This is a genomic window from Streptomyces sp. NPDC087270, from assembly GCF_044744625.1.
Taxonomy (GTDB): Bacteria; Actinomycetota; Actinomycetes; order Streptomycetales; family Streptomycetaceae; genus Actinacidiphila.
This window is the reverse complement of the sequence record NZ_JBIUYR010000039.1, coordinates 1-24,163: the sequence shown is the minus strand read 5'-3', so window position 1 is coordinate 24,163 and position 24,163 is coordinate 1. Positions and strand designations below refer to the sequence as shown.

The window sequence follows — 24,163 nt, the reverse complement described above, 5'->3', positions numbered from 1 at the left end:
ACACCCTCCGACGCCACCACGCCACCCCCACCGACCTCACCACCGCACTCGCCCACGCCCACACCACCGGAACCACCCCCACCTGGACCACCCAACTCCCCACCCCCACCACCCGGACAACCCTCCCCACCTACCCCTTCCAACACCAACGCTACTGGCTGCGTACGACCTCACCGGCCGGCTCCCACCCCGGAGTCGCCGTGCGCGACCACCCGCTGCTGAGCGCGGCCGTGCCGCTGGCGGGTGCGGGTGGTGCGGTGCTGACGGGTGCGCTGGGCGCGGGGTCTCCGGAGTGGTGTGCCGACCACGCGGTCGCCGGGTCGGTGCTGCTGCCGGGTACCGCCTTCGTGGAGATGGCGATGCGGGTCGGCGACGAGGTCGGGTGCGGGACGGTCGAGGAGTTGACGGTGCGGGCGCCGCTGGCGCTCACCGGTCAGGTGACCGTGCAGGCCGCGGTGGGTGAGCCGGACGCGGCCGGGCGGCGTTCGGTGACCGTGCACTCCCGGCCCGGCCCGGCCGGCTCGGACGCCGCGTGGACGCTCCACGCCGAAGGTCTGCTGGCCGAGGAAGCCCTGGATGGTGTCGGTGACCCGTCCCCCGGCCTCGCCTCCTGGCCGCCGTCCGGTGCCGACCGTCTGCCGACGAGCACGCTGTACGACGACCTGGCCGCCCAGGGATACGACTACGGCCCCGCGTTCCAGGGCGTGCGTGCCCTCTGGCGCCGCGCGGACGAGGTGTTCGCGGAGGTCGAACTGCCTGCGGAGGCGGGTGCGTCCGACGGGTTCCTGCTGCATCCGGCGCTTCTCGACGCCGCCCTGCACGCCGTGGCGGCGACCGGGCTGCTGCCCCGGGTGCCGGGCATCCGGCTGCCGTTCGCGTGGTCGGGGGTGCGGGTGCACGCCTCCGGCGCGCGGGCGCTGCGGGTGCTGCTGCGCCGTACGGGGCCGGAGTCCGTGGAGCTGACCGCCGTGGACGGCGACGGTGCGCCGGTGGTGTCCGTGGCGTCACTGGCGCTGCTGCCGGTCACCGTGGAGGCGCTGCGGACGACCTCGCGGACCGAGGAACTGTTCGCGGTGCGGTGGGAGGAGGCAGAGCCGGCGGTCGTGGCGGACGGGTCCGGCGCGGGCGGGTGGGCGGCCCGGATCTCCGGGCCCGGCGAACTCGACACGCTCGACGGACTCGACGAACTCCTCGTGCCGAGCGGGGAGTCCACGCTCCACGCCGCACCCGCGCAGGTCCCGCACGGCGACCTTCCTCCTGTGCTGCTGGACCTCGTCGGCCGCTCCCCCGTGGAGGTCTGCGAGCTGGTCCTGTCCGTGTTGGCGGTCGTCCGCCGCTTCGTGACCGACCCAGGTCTGCGGAACCACCGGTTGGTGGTGCGGACCCGGGGCGCGGTCGCGGTGGACGACGGTGACCGGGTCACCGACCCGGCGGCGGCGGCCGTATGGGGTCTGGTGCGGTCGGCGCAGAGCGAGCACCCCGGGCGGTTCGTCCTCGTCGACACGGACGGCGGCGCGGCCACCGATGCCGACACCGACGCGGACACGGACGTGGACACGGACGCGGACCTCGTATCGGTTCCGGTCGGGGACGAGCCGCAGTTCGCGCTGCGGGGCGGGGCGGCGTACGTGCCGCGCCTCGTCCGTCACCCCGGTGCCGAAGGGGATGCGGCGCCTGAAGAAGGGGATGCGGCGCGGGCCGAAGCGGATGCCCCGCCCGCCTTCGACCCCGACCGTACGGTCCTGGTGACCGGCGGCACGGGAAGCCTGGGCTCGCTCGTGGCCCGGCACCTCGTCGCCGTGCACGGGGTGCGGCGGCTGCTCCTGCTCAGCCGTTCGGGGGCGGACGCGGCCGGAGCGGCCGAACTGGTCGGCACCTTGGCGGAGTCAGGTGCCGTCGCCGACGTACGGGCCTGTGACATCGGGGACCGGGATGCGCTGGCCGCCGTCGTGGCGGAGGTCCAGGCGTCGGGGCATCCGCTGGGCGCCGTGATGCACCTGGCGGGCGTGTTGGCGGACGCGACCGTCGAGGGGCTCAGCGACGAGGCCGTGGCGGCGGTGCTGCGGCCGAAGGCCCGCGCCGCCTGGCACCTGCACGAGCTGACCGCCGGACTCGACCTGTCCGCCTTCGTGCTGTTCTCGTCGGTGGCGGGGGTGCTCGGCAACCCGGGGCAGGGCAATTACGCGGCGGCCAACGCGTTCCTCGATGCCCTGGCCCTCCACCGGCGGCAACTCCGGCTGCCCGCACTGTCGTTGGCGTGGGGCCTGTGGGAGCAGCCGTCGGGGATGACCGGGCGGCTGGACGGGCGGGACCTGGCCCGGATGCGGCGCGCCGGGCTGCTGCCGCTGCCGGCTCAGCGGGGGCTGGCCCTGCTGGACGCCGCCCTCGCCGCGGCGGCGCGGGACGGTGGCCCGGCGGCCCTGGTGCCCGCCCGGCTCGACCCGCGGGCGCTGGTGCGGGCCGGGCGGCCCGTACCGCCGCTGCTGTCGCGGCTCGTGCCGCGTGCCGCACGGCGGACGGCCGCGCAGGCGAGGCCGGCGGCGTCCCGGTCGGGGCTGGAGGAACGGCTGGCCGGGCTGTCGGCCGACGAGCGGGAGCGGCTGCTGCTGGGCGTGGTGCGTGACGAGACGGCGCTGGTGCTGGGGCATGCGAGCGGTGACGGGCTGGACGTGGCGAGCGAGTTCCGGGAGCTGGGCCTCGACTCGCTGATGGCGGTGGAGGTGCGCAACCGGCTGGCGACGGCCACCGGGCTCGCCCTGGCGTCCACGGTGGTCTTCGACCATCCCACCCCCCGCGCGCTGGCCCGGTTCCTGGACGGCCGGCTGGCCGGCGCGGACGCCGTGTCCGAGGGTGCGCGGAACGCCCGGAACGCCGTGCCGCGCGACGACGGCGAGCCGGTGGCGATCATCGGCATGGCCTGCCGCTACCCGGGCGGGGTGGACGGACCCGCCGACCTGTGGCGCCTGGTGCTCCAGGAGCGGGACGCGGTGGGCGAGTTCCCGGTGGACCGCGGCTGGGATCTGTCCGCGCTGTTCGACCCCGCGGCCGGCGCGCGCGGCACCAGCGCCACCCGGCACGGCGGGTTCCTGGACGACGCCGCCGGCTTCGACCCGGCGCCGTTCGGGATCTCGCCCCGCGAGGCGCTGGCCATGGACCCGCAGCAACGACTGCTGCTGGAGGTCTCCTGGGAGGCCCTGGAGAACGCGGGCATCCCGGCGGAGGCCGTCCACGGCTCGCGCGGCGGTGTGTTCGCGGGGCTGATGTACCACGACTACGGCAGCGGCGTGACCGAGGTGCCGGAAGGCGTGGAGGGGTATCTGCTGACGGGCGGTGCCGGCAGTGTCGCCTCGGGCCGGATCGCCTACGCGCTGGGCCTTGAGGGCCCCGCGCTGACGGTGGACACCGCGTGCTCGTCGTCGCTGGTGGCGCTGCACCTGGCCGCGCAGTCGCTGCGGCGCGGGGAGTGCGATCTGGCGCTGGCCGGCGGGGTGACGGTGATGGTCGCGCCGGACACGTTCGTGGAGTTCTCCCGGCAGGGCGGGCTGGCGCGCGACGGCCGCTGCAAGTCGTTCGCCGAGGGGGCTGACGGCACCGGCTGGTCCGAGGGCGTGGGCATGCTGCTGGTGGAGCGGCTGCCGGACGCGCTGCGCAACGGGCACCGGGTGCTGGCCGTGCTGCGCGGCTCGGCCGTCAACCAGGACGGCGCCTCCAACGGGCTGACCGCGCCCAGCGGCACCGCCCAGCAGCGCGTCATCCGCGAGGCGCTCGCCGACGCCAGGCTCGCCCCGGCCGACGTGGACGCCGTCGAGGGCCACGGCACCGGCACCGTCCTGGGCGACCCGATCGAAGCGGGGGCCCTGCTGGAGACGTACGGCCGGGACCGGCCGGCCGAACGGCCGCTCTATCTCGGCTCGGTGAAGTCCAACCTCGGCCACACCCAGGCCGCCGCGGGTGTCGCGGGCATCATCAAGATGGTCATGGCGCTGGGCGAGGGCGTCCTGCCGCGCAGCCTGCACGCGGGTGAGCCGTCCTCGCACGTCGACTGGGCGTCCGGCGCGGTGGAGTTGCTGGCGCGCACTCGCGCCTGGCCCGACACGGACCGGCCGCGGCGGGCCGCGGTGTCGTCCTTCGGGATCAGCGGGACGAACGCGCACGTCATCCTGGAGCAGGCGCCGCCGTCCGCCGGACCGCCCGAGCGCGGCCCGGCGCCCGCCACCGTCCCGTTGCTGCTGTCGGCGGCCGACGGGGAGGCGCTGCGCGCGCAGGCCGCGCGGATCGCGGCGACCGTCGGCTCCGGCACCGAACTCGTGGACGCCGCCTATTCGTTGACGACCACGCGCAGCGCGCTGCCCTGGCGTGCCGCGGTCGTCGCCGGCGGGCGGGAGCAGGCGGTCGAGCGGCTGCTGGCGGTGGCCGAGGGGCGCTCCACGGCCGGCACCCTGACCGGCCGGGCCCGGGAGGACGCCCTGCTCGCGGTCGTCTTCAGCGGCCAGGGCAGCCAGCGCCCCGGCATGGGCCGGGAACTGTACGCGTCCCAGCCGGTGTTCGCGGCGGCCTTCGACGAGGTGTGCGCGCACTTCGCCCCGCATCTCGAACAGCCTTTGCGGGACGTCGTGTTCGGCACGGACGCGGAGCTGCTGGACCGCACCGACCACGCGCAGGCCGCGCTCTTCGCCGTCGAGGTGGCGCTGTACCGGCTGCTGGAGCACTGGGGAGTGCGGCCCGGCCTGCTGATCGGGCACTCCATCGGCGGGTTCGCGGCGGCCTGTGTCGCCGGGGTGTGGTCACTCGCCGACGCCTGCGCGCTGGTGGCGGCGCGCGGACGGCTGATGCGGGCGGTGACGGCGGACGGGGCGATGGCCGCCGTGGAGGCCACGGAGGAGGAGACCCGGCACGCGCTCGCGGGGTACGGCGACCGGGTGGGCGTGGCCGCGGTCAACGGACCGTCCGCCGTGGTGGTCTCCGGTGACCGCGACGCCGTCGAGGAGGTGGCGGAGCGCTTCCGCGCGCAGGGGCGGCGGGTACGGCGGCTGCGGGTCGACCACGCCTTCCACTCGGCGCACATGGACGCGATGGCGGACGCCTTCGCGGAGGTCCTGGCCGGGGTGTCCTTCCATCCGCCGGCGGTACCCGTCGTGTCCGACCTGACCGGCGCGCCGGCCGGCCCGGGCGAACTGTGCTCGCCCTCCTACTGGGTGCGGCACGTCCGCGAGCCGGTCCGCTTCGCCGACGGCGTCGGCGCGCTGCACGCGGCGGGCGCGACGGCGTACCTGGAGCTGGGGCCCGCCGGCGCGCTCACCGGGGCCGTCCGCGACAGCCTGCCGGCGGACGCCTCGCCCACCGTCGTCGCGGCGCTGCGCGCCGACCGGCCCGAGCCGGCGGCCTTCGTCGAGGCGCTGTCGGCCCTGCACCTGTCGGGCCTGCGGGTGGACTGGTCGCGGGCGTTCGAGGGCACCGGCGCCCGGACCGTCGCACTGCCCGGCTATCCGTTCCGGCACCGCCGCTTCTGGCTCTCCGCGACCGCGCGGACCACGGCCCCCGACGCGCTCGGAACGCTCGGAACCCTCGGAGCCCTCGTGGGAGAGCTCGACCTCACCGAGGAGCAGACACGGACGCTGGGCGCGCTGCTGGACACCCGCGACAGCGCGGACCGGCTGCGCACCCACGCCCACGAGGTGGCGTGGGTGCCGGTGTCCGTCAACGGGGCGCGGCTGCACGGGCGTTGGCGGGTGGACCTGCCGGCCGGCACCGATCCGGCGGACCCGCGGGTGACGGCTCTGCGCTCCGCGCTGGAACGGGCCGGCGCCGAGGCCGTGTCGGGCACCGCCGTGGGCCCGCCCGACGACGGTGCCGTCGCCGGTGTCGTGGTCGCCGCCGCCCTCGCACCGGACCCCGGGCTGTTCGCGCTGGCGGCGGCCCGCGATGCCGGCGGTGCCGAAGGCCCGGACGCCCCGCGGTGGTTCCTCACCGAGGGTGCCGTCTCCACCGGAGCCCAGGACCCGGTACGCACGGTGGCGCAGGCCGCGGTGTGGGGGCTCGGCCAGGTCGTCTCGCTCGAACTCCCCTCCCTCTGGGGCGGCCTGGCGGACGTGGGCGGCTTCGGCGACCGCGATCTGGACGCGCTGTGCGCCGTGCTCGCCGCGGGCAGCCGCCCCGGCCGGGAGGACCAGATCGCCCTGCGCGACGGACGCGTCCGGGGCCGCCGCGTCGTCCCGGCCCCCGACCGCCCGACGAATCCCCCTACGGCCGGTGCGGGCACCTCCGGTGCGGATGCGGCCGGCGCAGGCACCGTCGGTACGAACGCGGCCGGTGCGCACTTCGCTCGTACGGACACGGCCGGTCCAGGCACCGCCGGTACGGACAAGGCCGGTCCAGGCACCGTCGGTACGGACAAGGCCGGTCCAGGCACCGCCGGTACAGTCACGGCCGGTGCGGACACGGCCGGTACTGGAGCGGCCGGCTCGGAATCGGCCAGTCCGGAAACCGCCCGTACAGGCACCGCCGGTACGAACGCGGCCGGTACAGGCACGGCCGGTACAGGCACCGCTGGTACGGACAAGGCCCGTGCGGACATGGCAGATACTGGAGCGGCCGGTTCGGAATCGGCCAGTCGGGAAACCGCCCGTACAGGCACCGCCGATGCGAACACGACCGGTACGAATGCGGCTGGTGCGGACACGGCCAGTGCAGACACCACCCGTACGGACACGGCCGATCCAGACATCGCCGGCGCGGACACGGCCGATCCAGGCACCGCCGGTACAGTCACGGCCGGTACTGGAGCGGCCAGCTCGGAATCGGCCAGTCCGGAAACCGCCCGTACAGGCACCGCCGATGCGAACACGACCGGTACGGACACGACCGCTGTAGGCACCGCCCGTACAGGCACCGACCATTCGGACACCACCCGTGCGGACACAGCCGGTACGGACACGGCCGGTGCGGACACAGCCGGTGTAGGCACCACCCGTACAGGCACCGGCCTTACCGGCGCCGCCCGCGCGGGCACCGACCGTACCGGCGCCGTACGCGGGCGGCGGTGGCGCGCTCGCGGGACCGTCCTGGTCACCGGGGGGACCGGGGCGCTCGGCGCCCATGTGGCCCGGTGGCTCGCGGAGAACGGCGCCGGCCGTCTCGTCCTCACCGGCCGTCGGGGCGAGGCCGCCCCGGGTGCGGCCGATCTCGTGGCCGCGCTGCGGGAGTTGGGTGCGGAGGTGGAGGTGGTCGCCTGCGACACCGCGGACCGCGCCGCGGTCGCCGACCTGATCGCACGTCATCGGCCCACCGCCGTCTTCCACGCGGCCGGTGTCTTCGAGGCGCGCCCGGTGACCGGGCTGTCGGCCGAGGAGTGGTCCGCGGTGGTCGCGGGCAAGGCCGACGGGGCTTGCCACCTCGACGAGTTGACGCGGGAGGCCGGCCTGGAGCTGGACGCCTTCGTGCTGTTCTCGTCCGTCGCCGGGGTGTGGGGCAGCGCCGGGCAGGCCGCGTACGCCGCCGGCAACGCGGTGCTGGACGCCCTCGCCCAGCGGCGGCGGGCCGACGGGCTGCCCGCGACGTCCATCGCGTGGGGCCCGTGGGAAGGCGCGGGCATGGCGGCGGACGACGAGGTGGCCGGGCTGCTGCGGCGCAGCGGACTGCGTCCGTTGCCCCCGGCGGACGCCCTGGACGCGATGGAACGGGTGCTGGCGTCGGATCGCACCTGCCAGGTCGTCGCCGATGTGGACTGGCCGCGGCTGACCGCGCTGTTCGCCGCGGTGCGGCCCGGCCCGCTGTTCGCCCTGTCGGCGGCGCACGGCGACACGGAAGCCGCCACGGAGGGCGAGGCGGGGGCGGACGCGGGTGGCTTCGCGCGCCGCGTGGGCGCGCTGCCGCCCCTCGAACAGGAGCGGACGGTGCTGGCACTGGTGCGGGACGAGGTGGCGGCCGCCCTCGGGCACGACACGGCCCACGACCTTGATGTCGCGCAGACCTTCAAGAGCCTCGGCCTGGACTCGCTGACCGCGGTGGAGGTGCGCGACCGGATCAGCAAGGCGACCGGGCTCGTCCTGCCCGCCATCGTCGTCTTCGACCACCCCACCCCGCGCGACCTGGCCGCCGCGATCCGCGACCGGCTGACCGGCGCGGAGCGGGAGCAGGCGCCGTCCGCCGCCTCGGCCGCGGACGAACCGATCGCCGTCATCGGCATGGCCTGCCGCTATCCCGGCGGCACGGTCAGCCCCGAGGACCTGTGGCGGCTGGTCGTCGAGGAGCGGGACGCCATCGTGGCCTTCCCCACCGACCGCGGCTGGGACCCGGCCGCCGTGTACGACCCGGACCCGGCCTCGGCCGGGACGTCGTACTCCCGCGAGGGCGGCTTCCTGGACGACATCGCCGGATTCGAGCCGGGCCTGTTCGGGATCTCGCCGCGCGAGGCGCTGGCCATGGACCCGCATCAGCGGTTGCTGCTGGAGACGACCTGGGAGTCCTTCGAACGGGCCGGTATCCCGCCGACATCACTGCGCGGCAGCAGTACGGGCGTCTTCGTCGGCGCGGGCGAGCAGGACTACGCGGCCGGGGTGAAGGACGCACCCGCGGGGGTCGCCAACCACCTGCTGCTCGGGCACACCGCCAGCGTCCTGTCCGGCCGGGTCGCCTACGTCTTCGGCCTGGAAGGGCCCACTCTCACCCTCGACACGGCCTGCTCGGCCGGCCTGGTCGCCCTGCACCTCGCGGTGCGTGCGCTGCGCGGCGGGGAGTGCGACCTCGCGGTGGCGGCCGGGGCGACGGTGATGTCGACGCCGGGCGGCTTCGTGGAGTTCAGCCGGCAGCAGGTGCTCGGCCGGAGCGGGCGCTGCCGCTCGTACGCCGACGACGCGGACGGCTCGGCCTTCTCCGAGGGCATCGGCACGCTGGTCGTCGAGCGGCTGTCGGACGCGCGGCGCCACGGGCATCCGGTGCTGGCCGTGATCCGCGGCTCGGCCGTCAACCAGGACGGCGCCTCCAACGGGCTGAGCGCGCCCAGCGGACGGGCCCAGCAGCGGGTGATCCGGCAGGCTCTCGCCGACGCCGGGCTGACCCCGGCCGACGTGGACGCCGTCGAGGGGCACGGCACCGGCACCCCGCTCGGCGACCCCATCGAGGTGACCGCGCTGCTCGCCACCTACGGACAGCACCGGCCGGCCGAACACCCCCTCTACCTCGGCTCGTTGAAATCCAACATCGGCCACACCCAGGCCGCCGCCGGCATCGCCGGCGTCATCAAGATGGTGCACGCCCTCCACCACGGCATCCTCCCCCGCACCCTCCACGCCACCCAGCCCACCTCACACGTCGACTGGACCACCGGCGCCATCGAACTCCTCACCCAGCAACGCACATGGCCCCAAGTCGAACGCGCCCGCCGCGCAGCCGTATCCGCCTTCGGCATCAGCGGCACCAACGCCCACGTCATCCTGGAGCAGTTCGTGCCGGGGGCGGCGGAGGGAACCGGCGCGGAGGACCGCACCGGGCCGGAGGAGGAGGCGCGAGGACAGGCCCCGCGACGCCCGCTCGCCCCTTCGGCTCTCGCCGATGGCCCCGCCGTCCTGCCGCTGTCCGCGGCGACCGCTGCCGGGCTACGCGGTCAGGCCCGACGGCTGCGCGACTCCCTCGCCGACCATTCCGCACTCGAAATCCACACGCTGGGACGGGAGTTGGCGACCACGCGGGTGACGGAACTGGAGCACCGGGCGGCCGTCGTCGCCGGCGACCGGGACGACGCGCTGGCCGCGCTCACGGCCCTGGCCGACGGGGAAGCGCACCCCCACCTGGTCACCGGCACGGCCGCGCCCGGCGCCGGCCCGGTGCTGGTCTTCCCCGGCCAGGGCTCGCAGTGGCCCGGCATGGCGGTCGAACTCCTCGACTCCTCACCGGCGTTCGCCCGGTCGCTCACCGAGTGCGACGCGGCACTGGGCGAGTTCGTGGACTGGTCGGTCCTCGACGTGCTGTACGACCGTCCGGGCGCGCCCTCGCCGCAACGGCTCGACGTGGTCCAGCCGCTGCTGTTCGCGGTGATGGTGGCGCTGGCCCGCACCTGGCAGGCGGCCGGCGTGCTGCCGGCCGCGGTCGTCGGGCACTCCCAGGGCGAGGTCGCCGCGGCCTGCGTCGCGGGCGCGCTGTCGCTGCCGGACGCGGCACGGATCATCTGCCTGCGCAGCAGGACCATGCAGGAGGAACTGTCGGGGCTGGGCGCGATGGCGTCGGTGGCCCGGCCGCAGGAGTGGGTCGCCGCCCGGCTGGAGCGCTGGGGCGACCGGCTGAGCGTGGCCGCGGTCAACGGGCCGGAGTCGGTGGTGGTGTCGGGCGAGACGGCCGCGGTGGAGGAGTTCCTGGCGGACGCCGAGGCGCTCGGCGCACGGGCCCGCCGGGTGAAGGGCGCGATCGCCGCCGGGCACTCGGCCCAGGTGGAAAAGGTGCGCGAGCGCGTGCTGGCCGAACTGGCCCCCGTCACACCGAAGGCGGGCGACATCCCGGTCGTCTCCACGGTCACCGGCGCGATGGTGGACGGCTCCGGCATGGACGCCGGCTACTGGTACCGCAACATGCGCGAGCCGGTCCGCTTCGACGCGGCCGTAAGGGAGTTGCTGGGCCGCGGACACCGGGTGTTCCTCGAAGTGAGCCCGCACCCCGTGCTGCTGACGGGGCTTCAGGAGACCACGGAGGACGCGGGCGCCTCGGCGTCCGCGCTGGGCACGCTGCGACGGGGCGAAGGCGGCCCGCACCGGCTCGCGCTCTCCCTGGGCGCCGCGTACGTCGCCGGAGTGCCGGTGGACTGGCCGCGGGCGGTGTACGCGCAGACTCCGCCGTCCTTCGTCGACCTGCCGACCTACGCCTTCCAGCGGCAGCGGTACTGGCTGGACGCGCCGAGCCAGTCGGCCTACTTCGCCTCTCCCGCCGCCGCGCCCGCGCCGGCGCCGGACGACGACGCGGCCGGGCGGCGTTTCTGGGACGCGGTCGAGAGCGGGGACGTCGACGAACTGCTGGGCGAGCTCTCGCTGGTGAACGGCCAGGCGGCGTCGCTGCGGGACGTACTGCCGGCGCTCGCCGGCTGGCGGGAGACGTCACGGCAGGACGCGGCGCTCGACCGGTGGCGGCACCGGGTGGTGTGGGAGCCGGTCGCCACCTCCCCGCGGCCCACGCTCAGCGGCGGCTGGCTGCTGCTCGTACCGGACGCCCCGGCGGCCGGGGCATGGGCCGCGCAGGTCGAGACGGCGCTGGGCGCGCACGGGGCGCGCGTGACGCGGCGCGAGCTGCCGGCTGACGCCGGCCGAGCCGCCGTGGCGCAGGCGCTGGACGGGACCGGGGTCCCGGCGGGCGTACTGGCCCTGACCGGGCTGCTCGACGGCACCCACCCCGAACACGACTCCGTACCAAGGGCGTTGGCGGCCACGCTGGCCGTCGTCCAGGCGCTCGGCGACGTGGACTGGCCGGCCCCGCTGTGGGTGCTCACCCAAGGTGCGGTCGGGGCGGAGCCGGCGGACGCGGTGCCGGCGCCGGAGCAGGCCACGGTGTGGGGGCTCGGGGCGACCGCCCGGCAGGAGCATCCCGAGCGGTGGGGCGGGGTGATCGACCTGCCCCCGGAACCGGGGCCGCGCGAGCTGGCCCGGCTGGTGGCCGTGGTGTCCGGGGCCACCGGCGAGGACGAGGTGGCGGTCCGGGCGTCGGCGGCGCTGACCCGGCGGCTGGTGCCCGCGCCTGCCGAAGACCGGTCGCAGGGCTGGAAACCCACCGGAACGGTGCTGGTCACCGGCGGCACGGGCGCGCTCGGCGGGCACGTGGCCCGGCACCTGGCCGCCCTCGGGGCGCCCCATCTGCTGCTGACCGGACGGCGCGGCCCGGACGCGCCGGGCGCGCGGGAGCTGGCGGCCGAACTCACGGCGCTCGGCGCGCGGGTGACCGTCGCGGCCTGCGACCTCGGCGACCGTACGGCACTGGCGGACCTGCTGGCGCGGGTGCCGGCGGAGTACCCGCTGACCGCCGTGGTGCATACGGCGGCGGTCGTGGACGACGCGCTGCTGATGTCCCTGACGGCCGACCAGCTCCAGCGGTCGTTGCGGGCGAAGGCGCAGGCGGCCCGCCATCTCGACGAGCTGACCCGGGACCTTCCGCTGGACGCGTTCGTGCTGTTCTCCTCGTTCGCGGGCGTCACGGCGGACGCGGGACAGGGCGGCTACGCCCCCGGCAACGCCTACCTCGACGCGCTCGCGCTGCGCCGCCGGGCGCTCGGCCTGCCCGCGCTGTCGGTCGGCTGGGGGCACTGGGCGGGCGACAGCGGGCTGGAGGGCGGCGAAGTGATCGCCCACCGGCTGCACCGGTTCGCGATGGAGTCGATGGACCCGCGGCGGGCGGTGCGCGCGCTGGAGCGGGCGGTGGCCGGCGACAGCGGCCATCTGGTCATCGCGGACGTGGACTTCGACCGCTTCGACGCCGGCTCGGTGGGTGTGCGGCCGACCCGGCTCTTCCTCGGCCTGCCCGGCTACCGCAGGGCCGTCCGGCCCGCCGCCGGGGAGCCGGCGGCCACCCCGGCGGAGACCGGCTCCGGCTTCCGCGACCGGCTCGCGAAGACCGCGGCCGCCGACCGTACGGCGCTGGTGCGGGACCTGGTGCTGCGACAGCTCGCCGCGGTGCTCGGCCACGCCGACGCCGGCGAGATCTCGGCCACCCGGCTCTTCCGCGAACTGGGCATCGACTCGCTCACGGCGGTGGAGTTCCGCAACCGGCTCGGCGCGGCGACCGGGCTGCGGCTGCCGGTCGGGGTCGTCTTCGACCATCCGACGCCGGAGGCGCTGGCGGCCCACGTCCTCACCGAACTCGCCGTCCACGCCGGCCCGTCCGCGGACGGGCCGGGGCCCGATGAAGGGGCCGAGACCGGGTCCGAGGCCGGGACCGGGTCCGGGTCCGGGTCCGGGTCCGGGTCCGGGTCCGGGTCCGGGTCCGGCGGGGGCCTTCCGGTGGAGGTCGAGCTGGACCGGCTGGACGCGGCCGTGGACCGCCTCGACGCCCCTTCCTCGGCGGCGGTGGCGGGGCGGCTGCGGGCCCTGCTGGCCCGGCTCCCGGACACCCCGGCGGCGGAGAACGGCGACGCGCTGGCGTCGGCGACGACCGCCGAGGAGGTCCTCGGCCTCATCCAGGAACGGTTCGGCCGGTGAGCGGCTCCCCGGCCCAGGGGCCCGAGACCCAAGGGCCCCCACCCCAAGGGCCCCCGCCCGGGGGCCGGCCCTCCCCCGACTCCTCCGTCCGGCCGCCCGCGGCTCAGCCGAGGCCGGCCCAGGCAACACAGGAGATGCGTGCAGTGACGAGCAGCGACAGCGGCACCGGCGCCCCGGCGGCCGGCGGCGACAAGGTCGTCGAGACCCTCAAGTGGATGGCGAACGAACTCGACGCCACCAGAAGGCAGGTGGCGCGACTGGAGGCCGAACGGACCGAGCCGGTCGCCATCGTCGGCATGGGCTGCCGCTTCCCCGGGAACGTCGCCTCCCCCGGCGACCTGTGGCGGCTGCTGTCCGAGGGCACGGACGCGATCGGGCCGCTGCCCGCCGACCGGGGCTGGCAGTTGGAGACGCTGTACGACCCGGACCCGGCCGTGCCCGGTACCGCCTACGTCCGCGAGGGCGGGTTCCTCGCCACCGCGGGCGACTTCGACGCGGATTTCTTCGAGATCTCGCCGCGCGAAGCCCTCGCCATGGACCCGCAGCAGCGGCTGCTGCTGGAGGTCGCCTGGGAGACGCTGGAGGACGCCGCGATCGATCCCGGCACCCTGCGCGGCAGCGGCACCGGCGTGTTCGTCGGCACCAACGGTCAGGACTACGTCCCGCCCATGATGGACGGCGTCGCCGATCTCGCCGGCTACCTCGGCACCGGTTCCACGCAGAGCGTGCTGTCCGGGCGGCTCGCCTACGCGCTGGGCCTGGAGGGACCCGCGGTCACCGTGGACACGGCCTGCTCGGCGTCCCTGGTCGCGCTGCACCAGGCGGTACGGGCGCTGCGCGGCGGCGAGTGCGACCTGGCGCTGGCGGGCGGGGCCACGGTGATGTCGACCCCGTGGACGCTGATGGAGTTCTCCCGGCAGCGCGGGCTGGCGCCGGACGGCCGCTGCAAGACGTTCTCGGAACAGGCGGACGGCACCGCCGTGTCGGAGGGCGTGGGCATGCTGCTCGTGGAGCGGCTGTCGGACGCCCGCCGCAACGGTCACCGGGTCCTGGCGGTGGTACGCGGCTCGGCCGTCAACCAGGACGGCGCCTCCAACGGCCTGACCGCCCCCAGCGGCACCGCCCAGCAGCGGGTGATCCGGGCGGCGCTGAAGGACGCGGGCCTGACCCCGGCCGACGTGGACGCCGTCGAGGCGCACGGCACCGGCACCCGGCTCGGCGACCCCATCGAGGTGGACGCGTTGCTCGCCACCTACGGCCGGGACCGGGACGCGGAGCGGCCGCTGTGGCTCGGCTCGATCAAGTCCAACCTGGGCCACACCCAGGCCGCCGCCGGGGTCGCCGGCGTCATCAAGACCGTCCTCGCCCTGCGGCACGGCGTGCTGCCCCGCACCCTGCACGTCGAACAGCCCACCACCCACGTCGACTGGAGTGCGGCCGGCGTGCGGCTGCTGCACGGCGAGCGGCCGTGGCCGCGGACGGACCGGCCGCGGCGGGCCGCGGTGTCGTCCTTCGGGATCAGCGGCACGAACGCGCACGTGGTGCTGGAGGCGACCGACCCGGTCGACCCGGTCGAGGCGGACCCGGTGGACGCCCTGGACGGCGGCGCCGACGCTCCCTCGTCTCCGCCCGCCGACGGGCTGCCCGGCGGCCGCGCCCCCGGCGCCCTGCCCTGGCTGCTCTCCGCCCGCACCCCCGCCGCCCTGCGCGGCCAGGCGGCCCGGCTGGCCGACCACGTGCGGGCGCACCCCGGGCTGCGCCCGCTGGACCTGGCGTGGTCGACCGCCACCACCCGGGCCCGCATGCCGCACCGCGCCGTGGTCGTCACCGCGGGCGGCCGCGAACACGGGGAGCTGCTCGCCGCGCTCGGCGCCCTCGCCGACGGCACACCGGCGGCCGGCGTCGTACGCGGCGAGGTACATGAACAGCCGTCGCTGACCGTGCTGTTCACCGGGCAGGGCGCGCAGTACGCGGGCATGGCAGGGGAGTTGGCCGACGAGTTCCCCGTGTTCGCGGCCGCCCTCGACGGGGTGTGCGCGCACCTCGACCCGCTGCTCGAACGCCCCCTGCGCGAGGTGCTGTCCGGAGGCCAGGTCGACCTGGACCGTACGGTGTTCACCCAGCCCGCCCTGTTCGCCGTCGAGACGGCGCTGTTCCGGCTGGTGGAGTCCTGGGGCGTGGTACCGAAGCGGCTGGCGGGGCACTCCGTCGGGGAGCTGACCGCCGCGCACGTGGCCGGGGTGCTGTCCCTGGCCGACGCGTGCGCGCTGGTCGCCGCGCGCGGCCGGGCCATGGACCGGCTGCCCGGCGGCGGGGTGATGATCTCGGTACGGGCGGCCGAGGCCGAGGTCGCCGGACTGCTCGCCCCCGGGGTCGGTATCGCCGCCGTCAACGGCCCGCGGTCCGTCGTCCTGTCGGGCGAGGCGCGGGCGACCGAGGCCGTGGCCCGCGCGCTCGCGGAGCGGGGGCACAAGACCCGCCGCCTGACGGTCAGTCACGCCTTCCACTCGGTGCTGATGGAACCGGCGATGGCGGAGTTCCGCGAGGTGGCGGCCAAGGTGGCCTACCGCGAACCGCGCGTCCCGCTGGTCTCCGCCCTCACCGGCGCCCTCGTCGGGCCCGGCGAGGTCACCGACCCCGAGTACTGGGTACGGCACCTGCGCGAACCGGTCCGCTTCCTGGACGCGGTGCGCGCCGCCGAGGCGGACGGCGGACGGGTCTTCCTGGAACTCGGCCCCGACGGGGTGCTGGCGTCGATGGCGGCGGACTGCCTCGCCGACCCGTCGGCGTCGGTCCTCGCCCCGACCCTGCGCAGGGACCGCCCCGAGACGCGGTCCCTGCTCACCGGGCTCGGCCAGGCGTACGCGGCCGGGGTGGACGTCGACTGGAGCGCGGTGCTCGCCGGCCGCGGCGCGCGGCGCGCACCGCTGCCGACGTACGCCTTCGACCACCAGCGGTACTGGATCACCGCGGGCCGCTCCTTCGGCGGTTCCAGCGCTTCCACCGCCTCCGGCTCCCACACCGCACCCGCCGCCCCCGCTCCCGCACCCGCACCCGCGGCCGGGCCGACTGCGGCGGAGACGCTGGACCTCGTCCGTTCCGCGACCGCCGCCGTCCTCGGGCACCCGACGAAGGACGCCGTGGCGGCGACCCGCCCCTTCTCCGAACTCGGCGTGACCTCCGTCGGCGCGGTCGACCTGTGCGCCGAACTGCGCGCGGCGACCGGCCTGCCGGTGCCCGCGTCGGCCGTCTTCGACCATCCCACCCCGCGGGCGCTCGCCGCCCATCTGGACCAGGAACGCCGGGGCGGACCCGCGCCCGTGTCCGGCCAGGCCCCGGCCCGCCGCCGGGCGTCCGACGAACCGATCGCGATCATCGGCATGGGCTGCCGCTTCCCCGGCGGGGTGACGAGCCCCGAGGACCTGTGGCAGGTGGTCGCCGACGAACGCGACGTCCTCGGTGCCTTCCCCGACAACCGGGGCTGGAACCTGGAGGAGTTGTTCGGCCCGGACGGGGACCGGGGAACCTCGACGGAGGCGCGGGAGAGCGGATTCCTGTACGACGCGGGCGAGTTCGACCCGGCGTTCTTCGGTATCTCGCCCCGCGAGGCGCTGGCCATGGACCCGCAGCACCGGCTGCTGCTGGAGACCGCGTGGGAGGCGATGGAGCGGGCCGGCCTGGACCCGGGCACGCTGCGCGGCAGCCGTACCGGCGTCTTCGCGGGACTGGTCGGACACGACTACCTGCCCGGCCCCGACCGTATGCCGGACGACCTGGTGCCGTACTTCGCGACCGGCATCGGCGGGTCCATCGCCACCGGGCGCATCGCGTACACCTTCGGCTTCGAGGGCCCGGCGGTCACCGTGGACACGGCCTGCTCCTCGGCACTGGTCGCGTTGCACCAGGCGGTCCACGCGCTGCGCACCGGCGAGTGCGACCTGGCGCTGGCCGGGGCCGCGACGGTGATGGCGACACCGGGCGCGTTCGTGGGGTTCTCCGGGCAGGGGCTCATGGCGCCGGACGCGCGCAGCAAGTCGTTCGCGGAGGCGGCCGACGGCACGATGTGGTCGGAGGGCGTGGGCATGCTGCTGGTGGAACGGCTGCCGGACGCGCTGCGCGACGGGCACCGGGTGCTGGCCGTCGTCCGCGGCACGGCGATCAACCAGGACGGCGCCTCCAACGGCCTGACCGCGCCCAACGGCACCGCCCAGCAGCGCGTCATCCGCGAGGCGCTCGCCGACGCCGGACTCGCCCCGGCCGACGTGGACGCCGTCGAGGGCCACGGCACCGGCACCCGGCTCGGCGACCCCATCGAGGCACACGCGCTGATGGCGACGTACGGCCAGCACCGGGACGCGGACCGGCCGTTGTGGCTCGGCTCGATCAAGTCGAACATCGGGCACGCCCAGGGCGCGGCGGGTGTCGCCGGGGTGATCAAGACGGTGATGGCGCTGCGCCACGGGCTGCTGCCGCGGTCGCTGCACGTGGACCGGCCGTCGTCGCGGATCGACTGGTCGCGGGGCGCGGTGCGGCTGCTGACCGGGGCCGAGGTGTGGCCGGCGGTGGACCGGCCGCGCCGGGCGGGGGTCTCCGCGTTCGGCGCGAGCGGCACCAACGCGCACGTGATCCTCGAACAGGCCCCGCCGGCACCGGTGGTGGACGTGCCGCGGCCGGCGCTGCCGGTCACCCCGCTGGTGCTGTCCGGGCACACCCCCGCGGCGCTGCGCGGCCAGGCGGCCCGGCTGGCCGGGCTGCTGGGGACGGCGGACGCCCCGGAGCCGGCCGACGTGTCCTGGTCGCTGGCGACGACGCGCACGGCGCTCGCGCACCGCGCGGTGGTGCTCGCGTCCGACCCGGACGACGCCCTCGCCGGCCTTCGGGCGCTGGCCGCGGGCGAGGAGTCGGCGCAGGTCGTCACCGGGGCGCCCACGGGCGCCGAGGCGGTGTTCGTCTTCCCCGGACAGGGCTCGCAGTGGGTGGGCATGGCATCGGCGCTGCTGGAGCGGTCCGAGGTCTTCCGGGACACGTTCGCCGACTGCGAGCGGGTCTTCGACGACCTGGTCGGCTGGTCGGTGACCGGCGCGATGGCCGGGGCACCGGACGCGCCGTCGCTGGAGCGGCTGGACGTGGTGCAGCCGGTGCTGTTCGCGGTGATGGTCTCCCTCGCCCGCACCTGGCAGGCGGCCGGGGTGCGGCCGGCGGCCGTCGTCGGCCACTCGCAGGGCGAGATCGCCGCCGCGCACGTGGCGGGCGCGCTGTCGCTGAAGGAGGCGGCCTTGGTGGTGGCGTTGCGCAGCCGGCTGATCGTGGACGTGGTGGGCCTGGGCGCGATGGCCGGGGTGTCGAAGTCGCACGACTGGGTGGCCGAGCGACTGCGGCCGTGGGAGCGGCAGTTGAGCGTCGGCGTGATCAACGGCCCGGAGTCGGTGGTGGTCAGCGGTGACGTGGCGGCCCTGGAGGAGTTCCTCGCGGTGGCCGAGGCGGAGGGCGCGCAGGTGCGCCGGGTACGGGGTGCGGTCGCGCCGGGCCACTCCCCGCAGATGGAACGGCTGCGCGGCGAACTCCTCGACGTGTTGGACGGGTTGGCCCCGCAGCGGGGCACGGTCCCGCTGTGCTCGACCGTCACCGGGGAAGTGGTGGACACCTCGACGATGTCCGCCGCGTACTGGTACCGCAACGCGCGCGAACCGGTGCAGTTCGAGGCGGCCGTACGCCATCTGCTGGACCGGGGGCACCGGGTGTTCCTGGAGATGAGCCCGCACCCGCTGCTGCTCGGCGGGGTCAGCGACATCGCGGCGTCGCAGGACGTGCGGGTGGCCGCCCTGGGCACCTTGCGCCGCGACGACGGCGGCCCTGAGCGCACCGCGCGCGCCCTGGCGGACGCGTGGGTGCACGGCGTGGACGTGGACTGGGCGGCGGCCGTGTTCGACGGGGGCGGCGCGCGGCGCGTGGACCTGCCGACGTACGCCTTCCAGCGCGAGAACTACTGGCTGCGGCCGGTGCACGGGCCGGTGGGCGCGGGCGTGCGCGGCACCGGGCATCCGCTGGCCGACGCGAGCGTGGCGCTCGCCGACGGCGGGGTGGTGCTGACCGGCCGGCTGGCACGGCGCTCGCTGCCCTGGCTGGACGACCACGCGGTGGGCGGGGTGGTGATCCTGCCCGGGACGGCGTTCGTCGAACTGGCGGTGCGGGCGGGTGACGCGGTCGGCTGCGGGACCGTGGAGGACCTGGCGCTCCAGCAGCCGCTGGTGTTCCCGGCCGGCGGCGCGGCCGTCGTGCAGGTGACGGTCGACGCGCCCGACGGTGCCGGACGGCGCGCGGTACGGGTCCACGCGCGGCCGGACGCCGACGAGGAGGCCCCGTGGGTCCAGCACGCCGAGGGCTTCCTGGCTCCCGCCGGAGCCGATCCCGAACCCCTCGCCGGCTGGCCGCCGCGCGACGCCGAGCCCCTGCCGACGGACGACGCCTACGAGCGCATCGCCGCCGCCGGCATCGGGTACGGCCCCGCCTTCCGCGGCCTGACCGCCGCCTGGCGCCACGGCGGCGAGCTCTTCGCCGAGGTGCGGCTGCCGCAGCCGGAGGCGAAGAACGCCCCGCAGTACGGCATCCACCCGGCGCTCCTGGACGCCGCCTTGCACGTCGTCGTCCTGGACGGCCTCGACGACAGCGGGCAGCTCGCGTTCAGTTGGAGCGGGGTCACGCTGCACGCCCAGGGCGCCACCGAGCTGCGGGTACGGGTGGTGCGGCTCGGCGACGGCGCCTTCGCCTTCCACCTGTACGACGGTGCGGGACAGCCGGTGCTGACCGCGGAGTCCGTCGCCGTACGGCCGATGGCGGCCGCCGGTCCGGCGGCGGCGCACACCGGGACGGAGAACTCCCTGTTCCGCGTGGACTGGACGCCCCTGCCGCCCGCCGAGGCCACCGCCACGCGCTGGGCGGTGCTGGGCGAGCGCTGCGAGGCGGTCTGGCCGGCCGAGGTCGAGGCCGGCCGCCGCTACGCCGACCTGGCCGCGCTGGGCGCCGCCGTGGACGCGGGCGCTCCCGTGCCGGACGCGGTGGTGGTGGCCGGTGCGGGCGGTGAACCGGGAGACCGGCGGGTGCTGCTGGAGGCGCTGGAGCTGTGCCGGGCGTGGACGGCCGACGAGCGCTGGGCATCGGCGCGGCTGGTCTTCCTCACCCGGCAGGCGGTGGCGGCCGGCCCGCGGCGCGCCCCGGGCGACGGCGTCACGCACGGGCCGCGGAAGGTGGCGGACGACGACGAGCGGGGGAACGCGGCGGACGGCCGCGGGCCGCGGAAGGTGGCGGACCACCAGGAGCCGCGAAGCGCGGCGGACGACCTCGCGCACGCCCCGCTGTGGGGCCTGGTCCGCTCGGCGCAGCAGGAGCAGCCGGACCGCTTCGTGCTGCTGGACAGCGACACGGCGGCCGTCCCGCCGGTCGTGCTGACCGCGGCGCTCGGCTCGGGTGAACCCCAACTGGCCCTGCGCGAAGGGGTTTTGTGCGTTCCGCGGTTGGCGCGAGCGACCGCGGACGCCGACGCGGCCGGCCACCGCGCCCTCGACCCCGAGGGCACGGTCCTGATCACCGGCGGCACCGGCACCCTCGGCGGCATCCTCGCCCGCCACCTGGTGGCCCGGCGCGGCGCGCGGCATCTGCTGCTCACCGGCCGCCGGGGCGGTGGCGCACCGGGCGTCGCGCGACTGCGGGCGGATCTGGCGGCGGCCGGTGCCACGGTCACGGTGGCCGCCTGCGACGTGGCCGACCCTGACGCCCTGGCCGCGCTGCTGGCGCGGATTCCCGAACGGCATCCGCTCACCGGGGTGTTCCACCTGGCCGGGGTGCTCGCCGACGGCGCCCTCGGCTCGCTCACCCCGGACCATGTCGACACCGTGCTGCGGGCGAAGGCCGACGCGGCCTGGCACCTGCACCGGCTCACCCGGGACGCCGATCCGGCCGCGTTCGTCATGTACTCCTCGATGGCCGGCACCTTCGGCGGCGCCGGCCAGGCCAACTACGGCGCGGCGAACGCCTTCCTCGACGCCCTCGCCCAGCACCGGCGGGCCGCCGGGCTGCCCGGGCTGTCCGTCTCCTGGGGCCTGTGGCAGGACCGCTCCGAGATGGGCGCCGGGCTCTCCGAGCAGGACCTGGCCCGCCGGATGGCCCGCTCCGGCACCCGTAGCCTGACCGCCGAGCAGGGCATGGCCCTGCTGGACGCGGCCCTCGACGGCGCCGACGCCCACCTGGTCGCCGCCCGCTTCGACTTCCCCACCCTGCGGGCCCAGGCGGGCGACGGAACCCTCCCCTGGCTGCTGCGCGGCCTGGTGCGGGCCGGGCGGCGCCGCGCGGGCGCCGCCGAGCAGGCCGGTCTGCGGAAACGGCTGGCAGCGCTCGGCCCCGCCGAACGCACCGCCGCCCTGCGCACCGCCGTCTGCACCACCGTCGCCGTCGTCCTCGGGCACGGCCCCGCCGAGCAGGTGGACGACGGCCGCGCCTTCAGGGAGTTGGGCCTGGACTCGCTGACCGCGGTGGACCTGCGCAACCGGCTCTCCGCGCTCAGCGGCCTGAAACTCCCGGCCACGCTCGCCTTCGACCACCCCACCCCGAGGGCCCTTGCCGCCTTCCTCGACGAGCAGCTCTTCGACATCCCGGTCGAGGCCGTCCCACCGGTCCTCACCGACCTGGACCGGCTCGAACTGGCCCTGCTCGGCGCCGACACGGCCGATCCGGCGCTACGGGCCAAGGTCACCATGCGGCTGCACTCCCTCGTGAGCCGGTGGAGCGGAGCCGACGCGCCGGCAGCGGCCGGCGACCCGGCGGACGACCTCGGCCTGAAGGACGCGTCGGTCGACCAACTCCTCGACTTCATCGACGACATGGGCAGCTTCTGAACCTCCAGCGACATCGGCCGGGAAGTTTCCGAGCCGTCGGCAGAAAGGGACGCGTTCCGTGGAAGACACGCGGATCATCGAGTACTTGAAACGGGTGACGGCCGATCTGCACCGCGCCCGCGCCCGGCTCCTGGAGCTGGAGTCCGGCCGGCCGGAGCCCGTCGCGATCGTCTCGGCGGCCTGCCGCTTCCCCGGCGGCATCGACTCGCCCGAGGACCTGTGGCGCGCGGTCGTGGAGGAGCGCGACCTGATCTCCGCGATGCCCGCCGACCGCGGTTGGGACATCGACGAGCTGTACGACCCCGACCCCGACGCCGTCGGCCACATCTACGTCAAGGAGGGCGGCTTCCTCCAGGACGCCGCCGGGTTCGACGCCGCCCTCTTCGGGATCGCGCCACGCGAGGCGCTGGCGATGGACCCGCAGCAGCGGCTGCTGCTGGAGACGACCTGGGAGACGTTCGAACGCGCCGGGCTCGACCCGCGCGGCCTGGCCGGCTCCCGCACCGGCGTCTTCATCGGCATCCTCTCCCACGACCACGGCGCCCGGTTGACCCCCGCGCCCGAGGGCTTCGAGGGCATGATCGGCGCCGGCAGCGCGGGAAGCATCGCCTCGGGCCGCCTGTCGTACGTGTTCGGACTGGAGGGTCCGGCGCTGACCCTCGACACCGCGTGCTCGTCGTCGCTGGTCGCCCTGCACCTGGCCGTCCAGTCGCTGCGCACCGGCGAGTGCGACCTGGCCGTGGCGGGCGGCGCCACCGTCATGTCGACGGTCGAGTCCTTCATCGAGTTCTCCCGCCAACGGGGCCTGGCCCCCGACGCCCGGATCAAGGCGTTCGACGACGCGGCCGACGGCTCGGCGTGGAGCGAGGGTGTGGGCATGGTGCTGGTGGAGCGGCTCTCCGACGCCCGCCGCAACCACCACCCCGTCCTCGCCCTCATCCGCGGCAGCGCCGTCAACCAGGACGGCGCCTCCAACGGCCTCACCGCGCCCAACGGCCGCTCCCAAGCCCGCCTCATCCGCACCGCACTCGACAACGCCGGCCTCACCCCGGCCGACATCGACGCCGTCGAAGCCCACGGCACCGGGACCTCACTCGGCGACCCCATCGAAGCGGGAGCTCTCCTCAGCACCTACGGGCAGCAGCGCACCACCCCTCTGTACCTCGGCTCCGTCAAGACCAACATCGGCCACACGCAGGCCGCCGCCGGGATCGCCGGCCTCATCAAGATGGTGCACGCCCTCCACCACGGGGTGCTCCCGCGCAGCTTGCACGCCACCCACCCGACCTCACACGTCGACTGGACCACCGGCGCCGTCGAACTCCTCACCCAGCAGCGCGCATGGCCGGAGGTGAACCGGGCCCGGCGGGCGGCCGTGTCGGCGTTCGGGATCAGCGGCACCAACGCGCACGTGATCCTCGAACAACCCGGAGACGTCGAGGAGCCCGAAGACGTCGAGGAGCCCGAAGAGGTCGCAGCGCCCGCTTCCGACGAAGCGCCCCCCGCGGTGCCCCTGCTCCTCTCCGCGGCGAGCGCGAAAGCCCTCGCCGCCCTCGGCGGACGCCTGGCCGACCATCTCGAACACACCCCGGAACTCCCGCTCCCCGATGTCGCCCACGCACTCGCCACCACCCGCGCCCAACTCCCCCACCGAGCCGTCGTCATCGCCGACAACCGGAACACCGCCCTCACCGGCCTACGAGCCCTGGCCGAGCACCGGCCGACCCCCCACCTCATCACCGGCCACGCCACCCACACCACCAGCCCCGGACCCGTCTTCGTCTTCCCCGGCCAAGGCTCCCAATGGCCCGGCATGGCGCATGCCCTCTACGCCCACAACCCCACCTTCCGCGACTCCCTGAACACCACCGCCGCCGCCCTGGACCCCCTCACCGGCTGGTCCCTCATCAACACCCTCACCGGACCCGACCAGGAATGGCTGGAACGCGTGGACATGGTCCAACCCGCACTCTTCGCCATGATGATCGCCCTCACCCACCTCTGGACCACCGCAGGCATCCAACCCGCCGCCGTCATCGGCCACTCCCAAGGCGAAATCGCCGCCGCCCACATCGCCGGCATCCTCACCCTCCACGACGCCGCCCACAT

Annotated in this window: 2 protein-coding genes and 1 pseudogene; all 3 read left to right on the top strand. The window is 76.0% G+C overall.

Going from position 1 to position 24,163, the window contains the following annotated elements; all coding sequences use genetic code 11:
- Nucleotides 1-200: 200 nt before the first annotated feature.
- Nucleotides 201-13,166: a type I polyketide synthase gene (locus ACIPAE_RS39635; RefSeq protein ID WP_402452311.1), complete on the top strand. Its 12,966-nt coding sequence runs from the start codon at nucleotides 201-203 to the stop codon at nucleotides 13,164-13,166.
- A gap of 143 nt (nucleotides 13,167-13,309) precedes the next feature.
- Nucleotides 13,310-22,054: a type I polyketide synthase gene (locus ACIPAE_RS39630; protein WP_402452309.1), complete on the top strand. Its 8,745-nt coding sequence runs from the start codon at nucleotides 13,310-13,312 to the stop codon at nucleotides 22,052-22,054.
- A 100-nt stretch (nucleotides 22,055-22,154) separates the two neighbouring features.
- Nucleotides 22,155-24,163 (top strand): annotated as a pseudogene (locus ACIPAE_RS39625) (type I polyketide synthase); the annotation flags it as partial.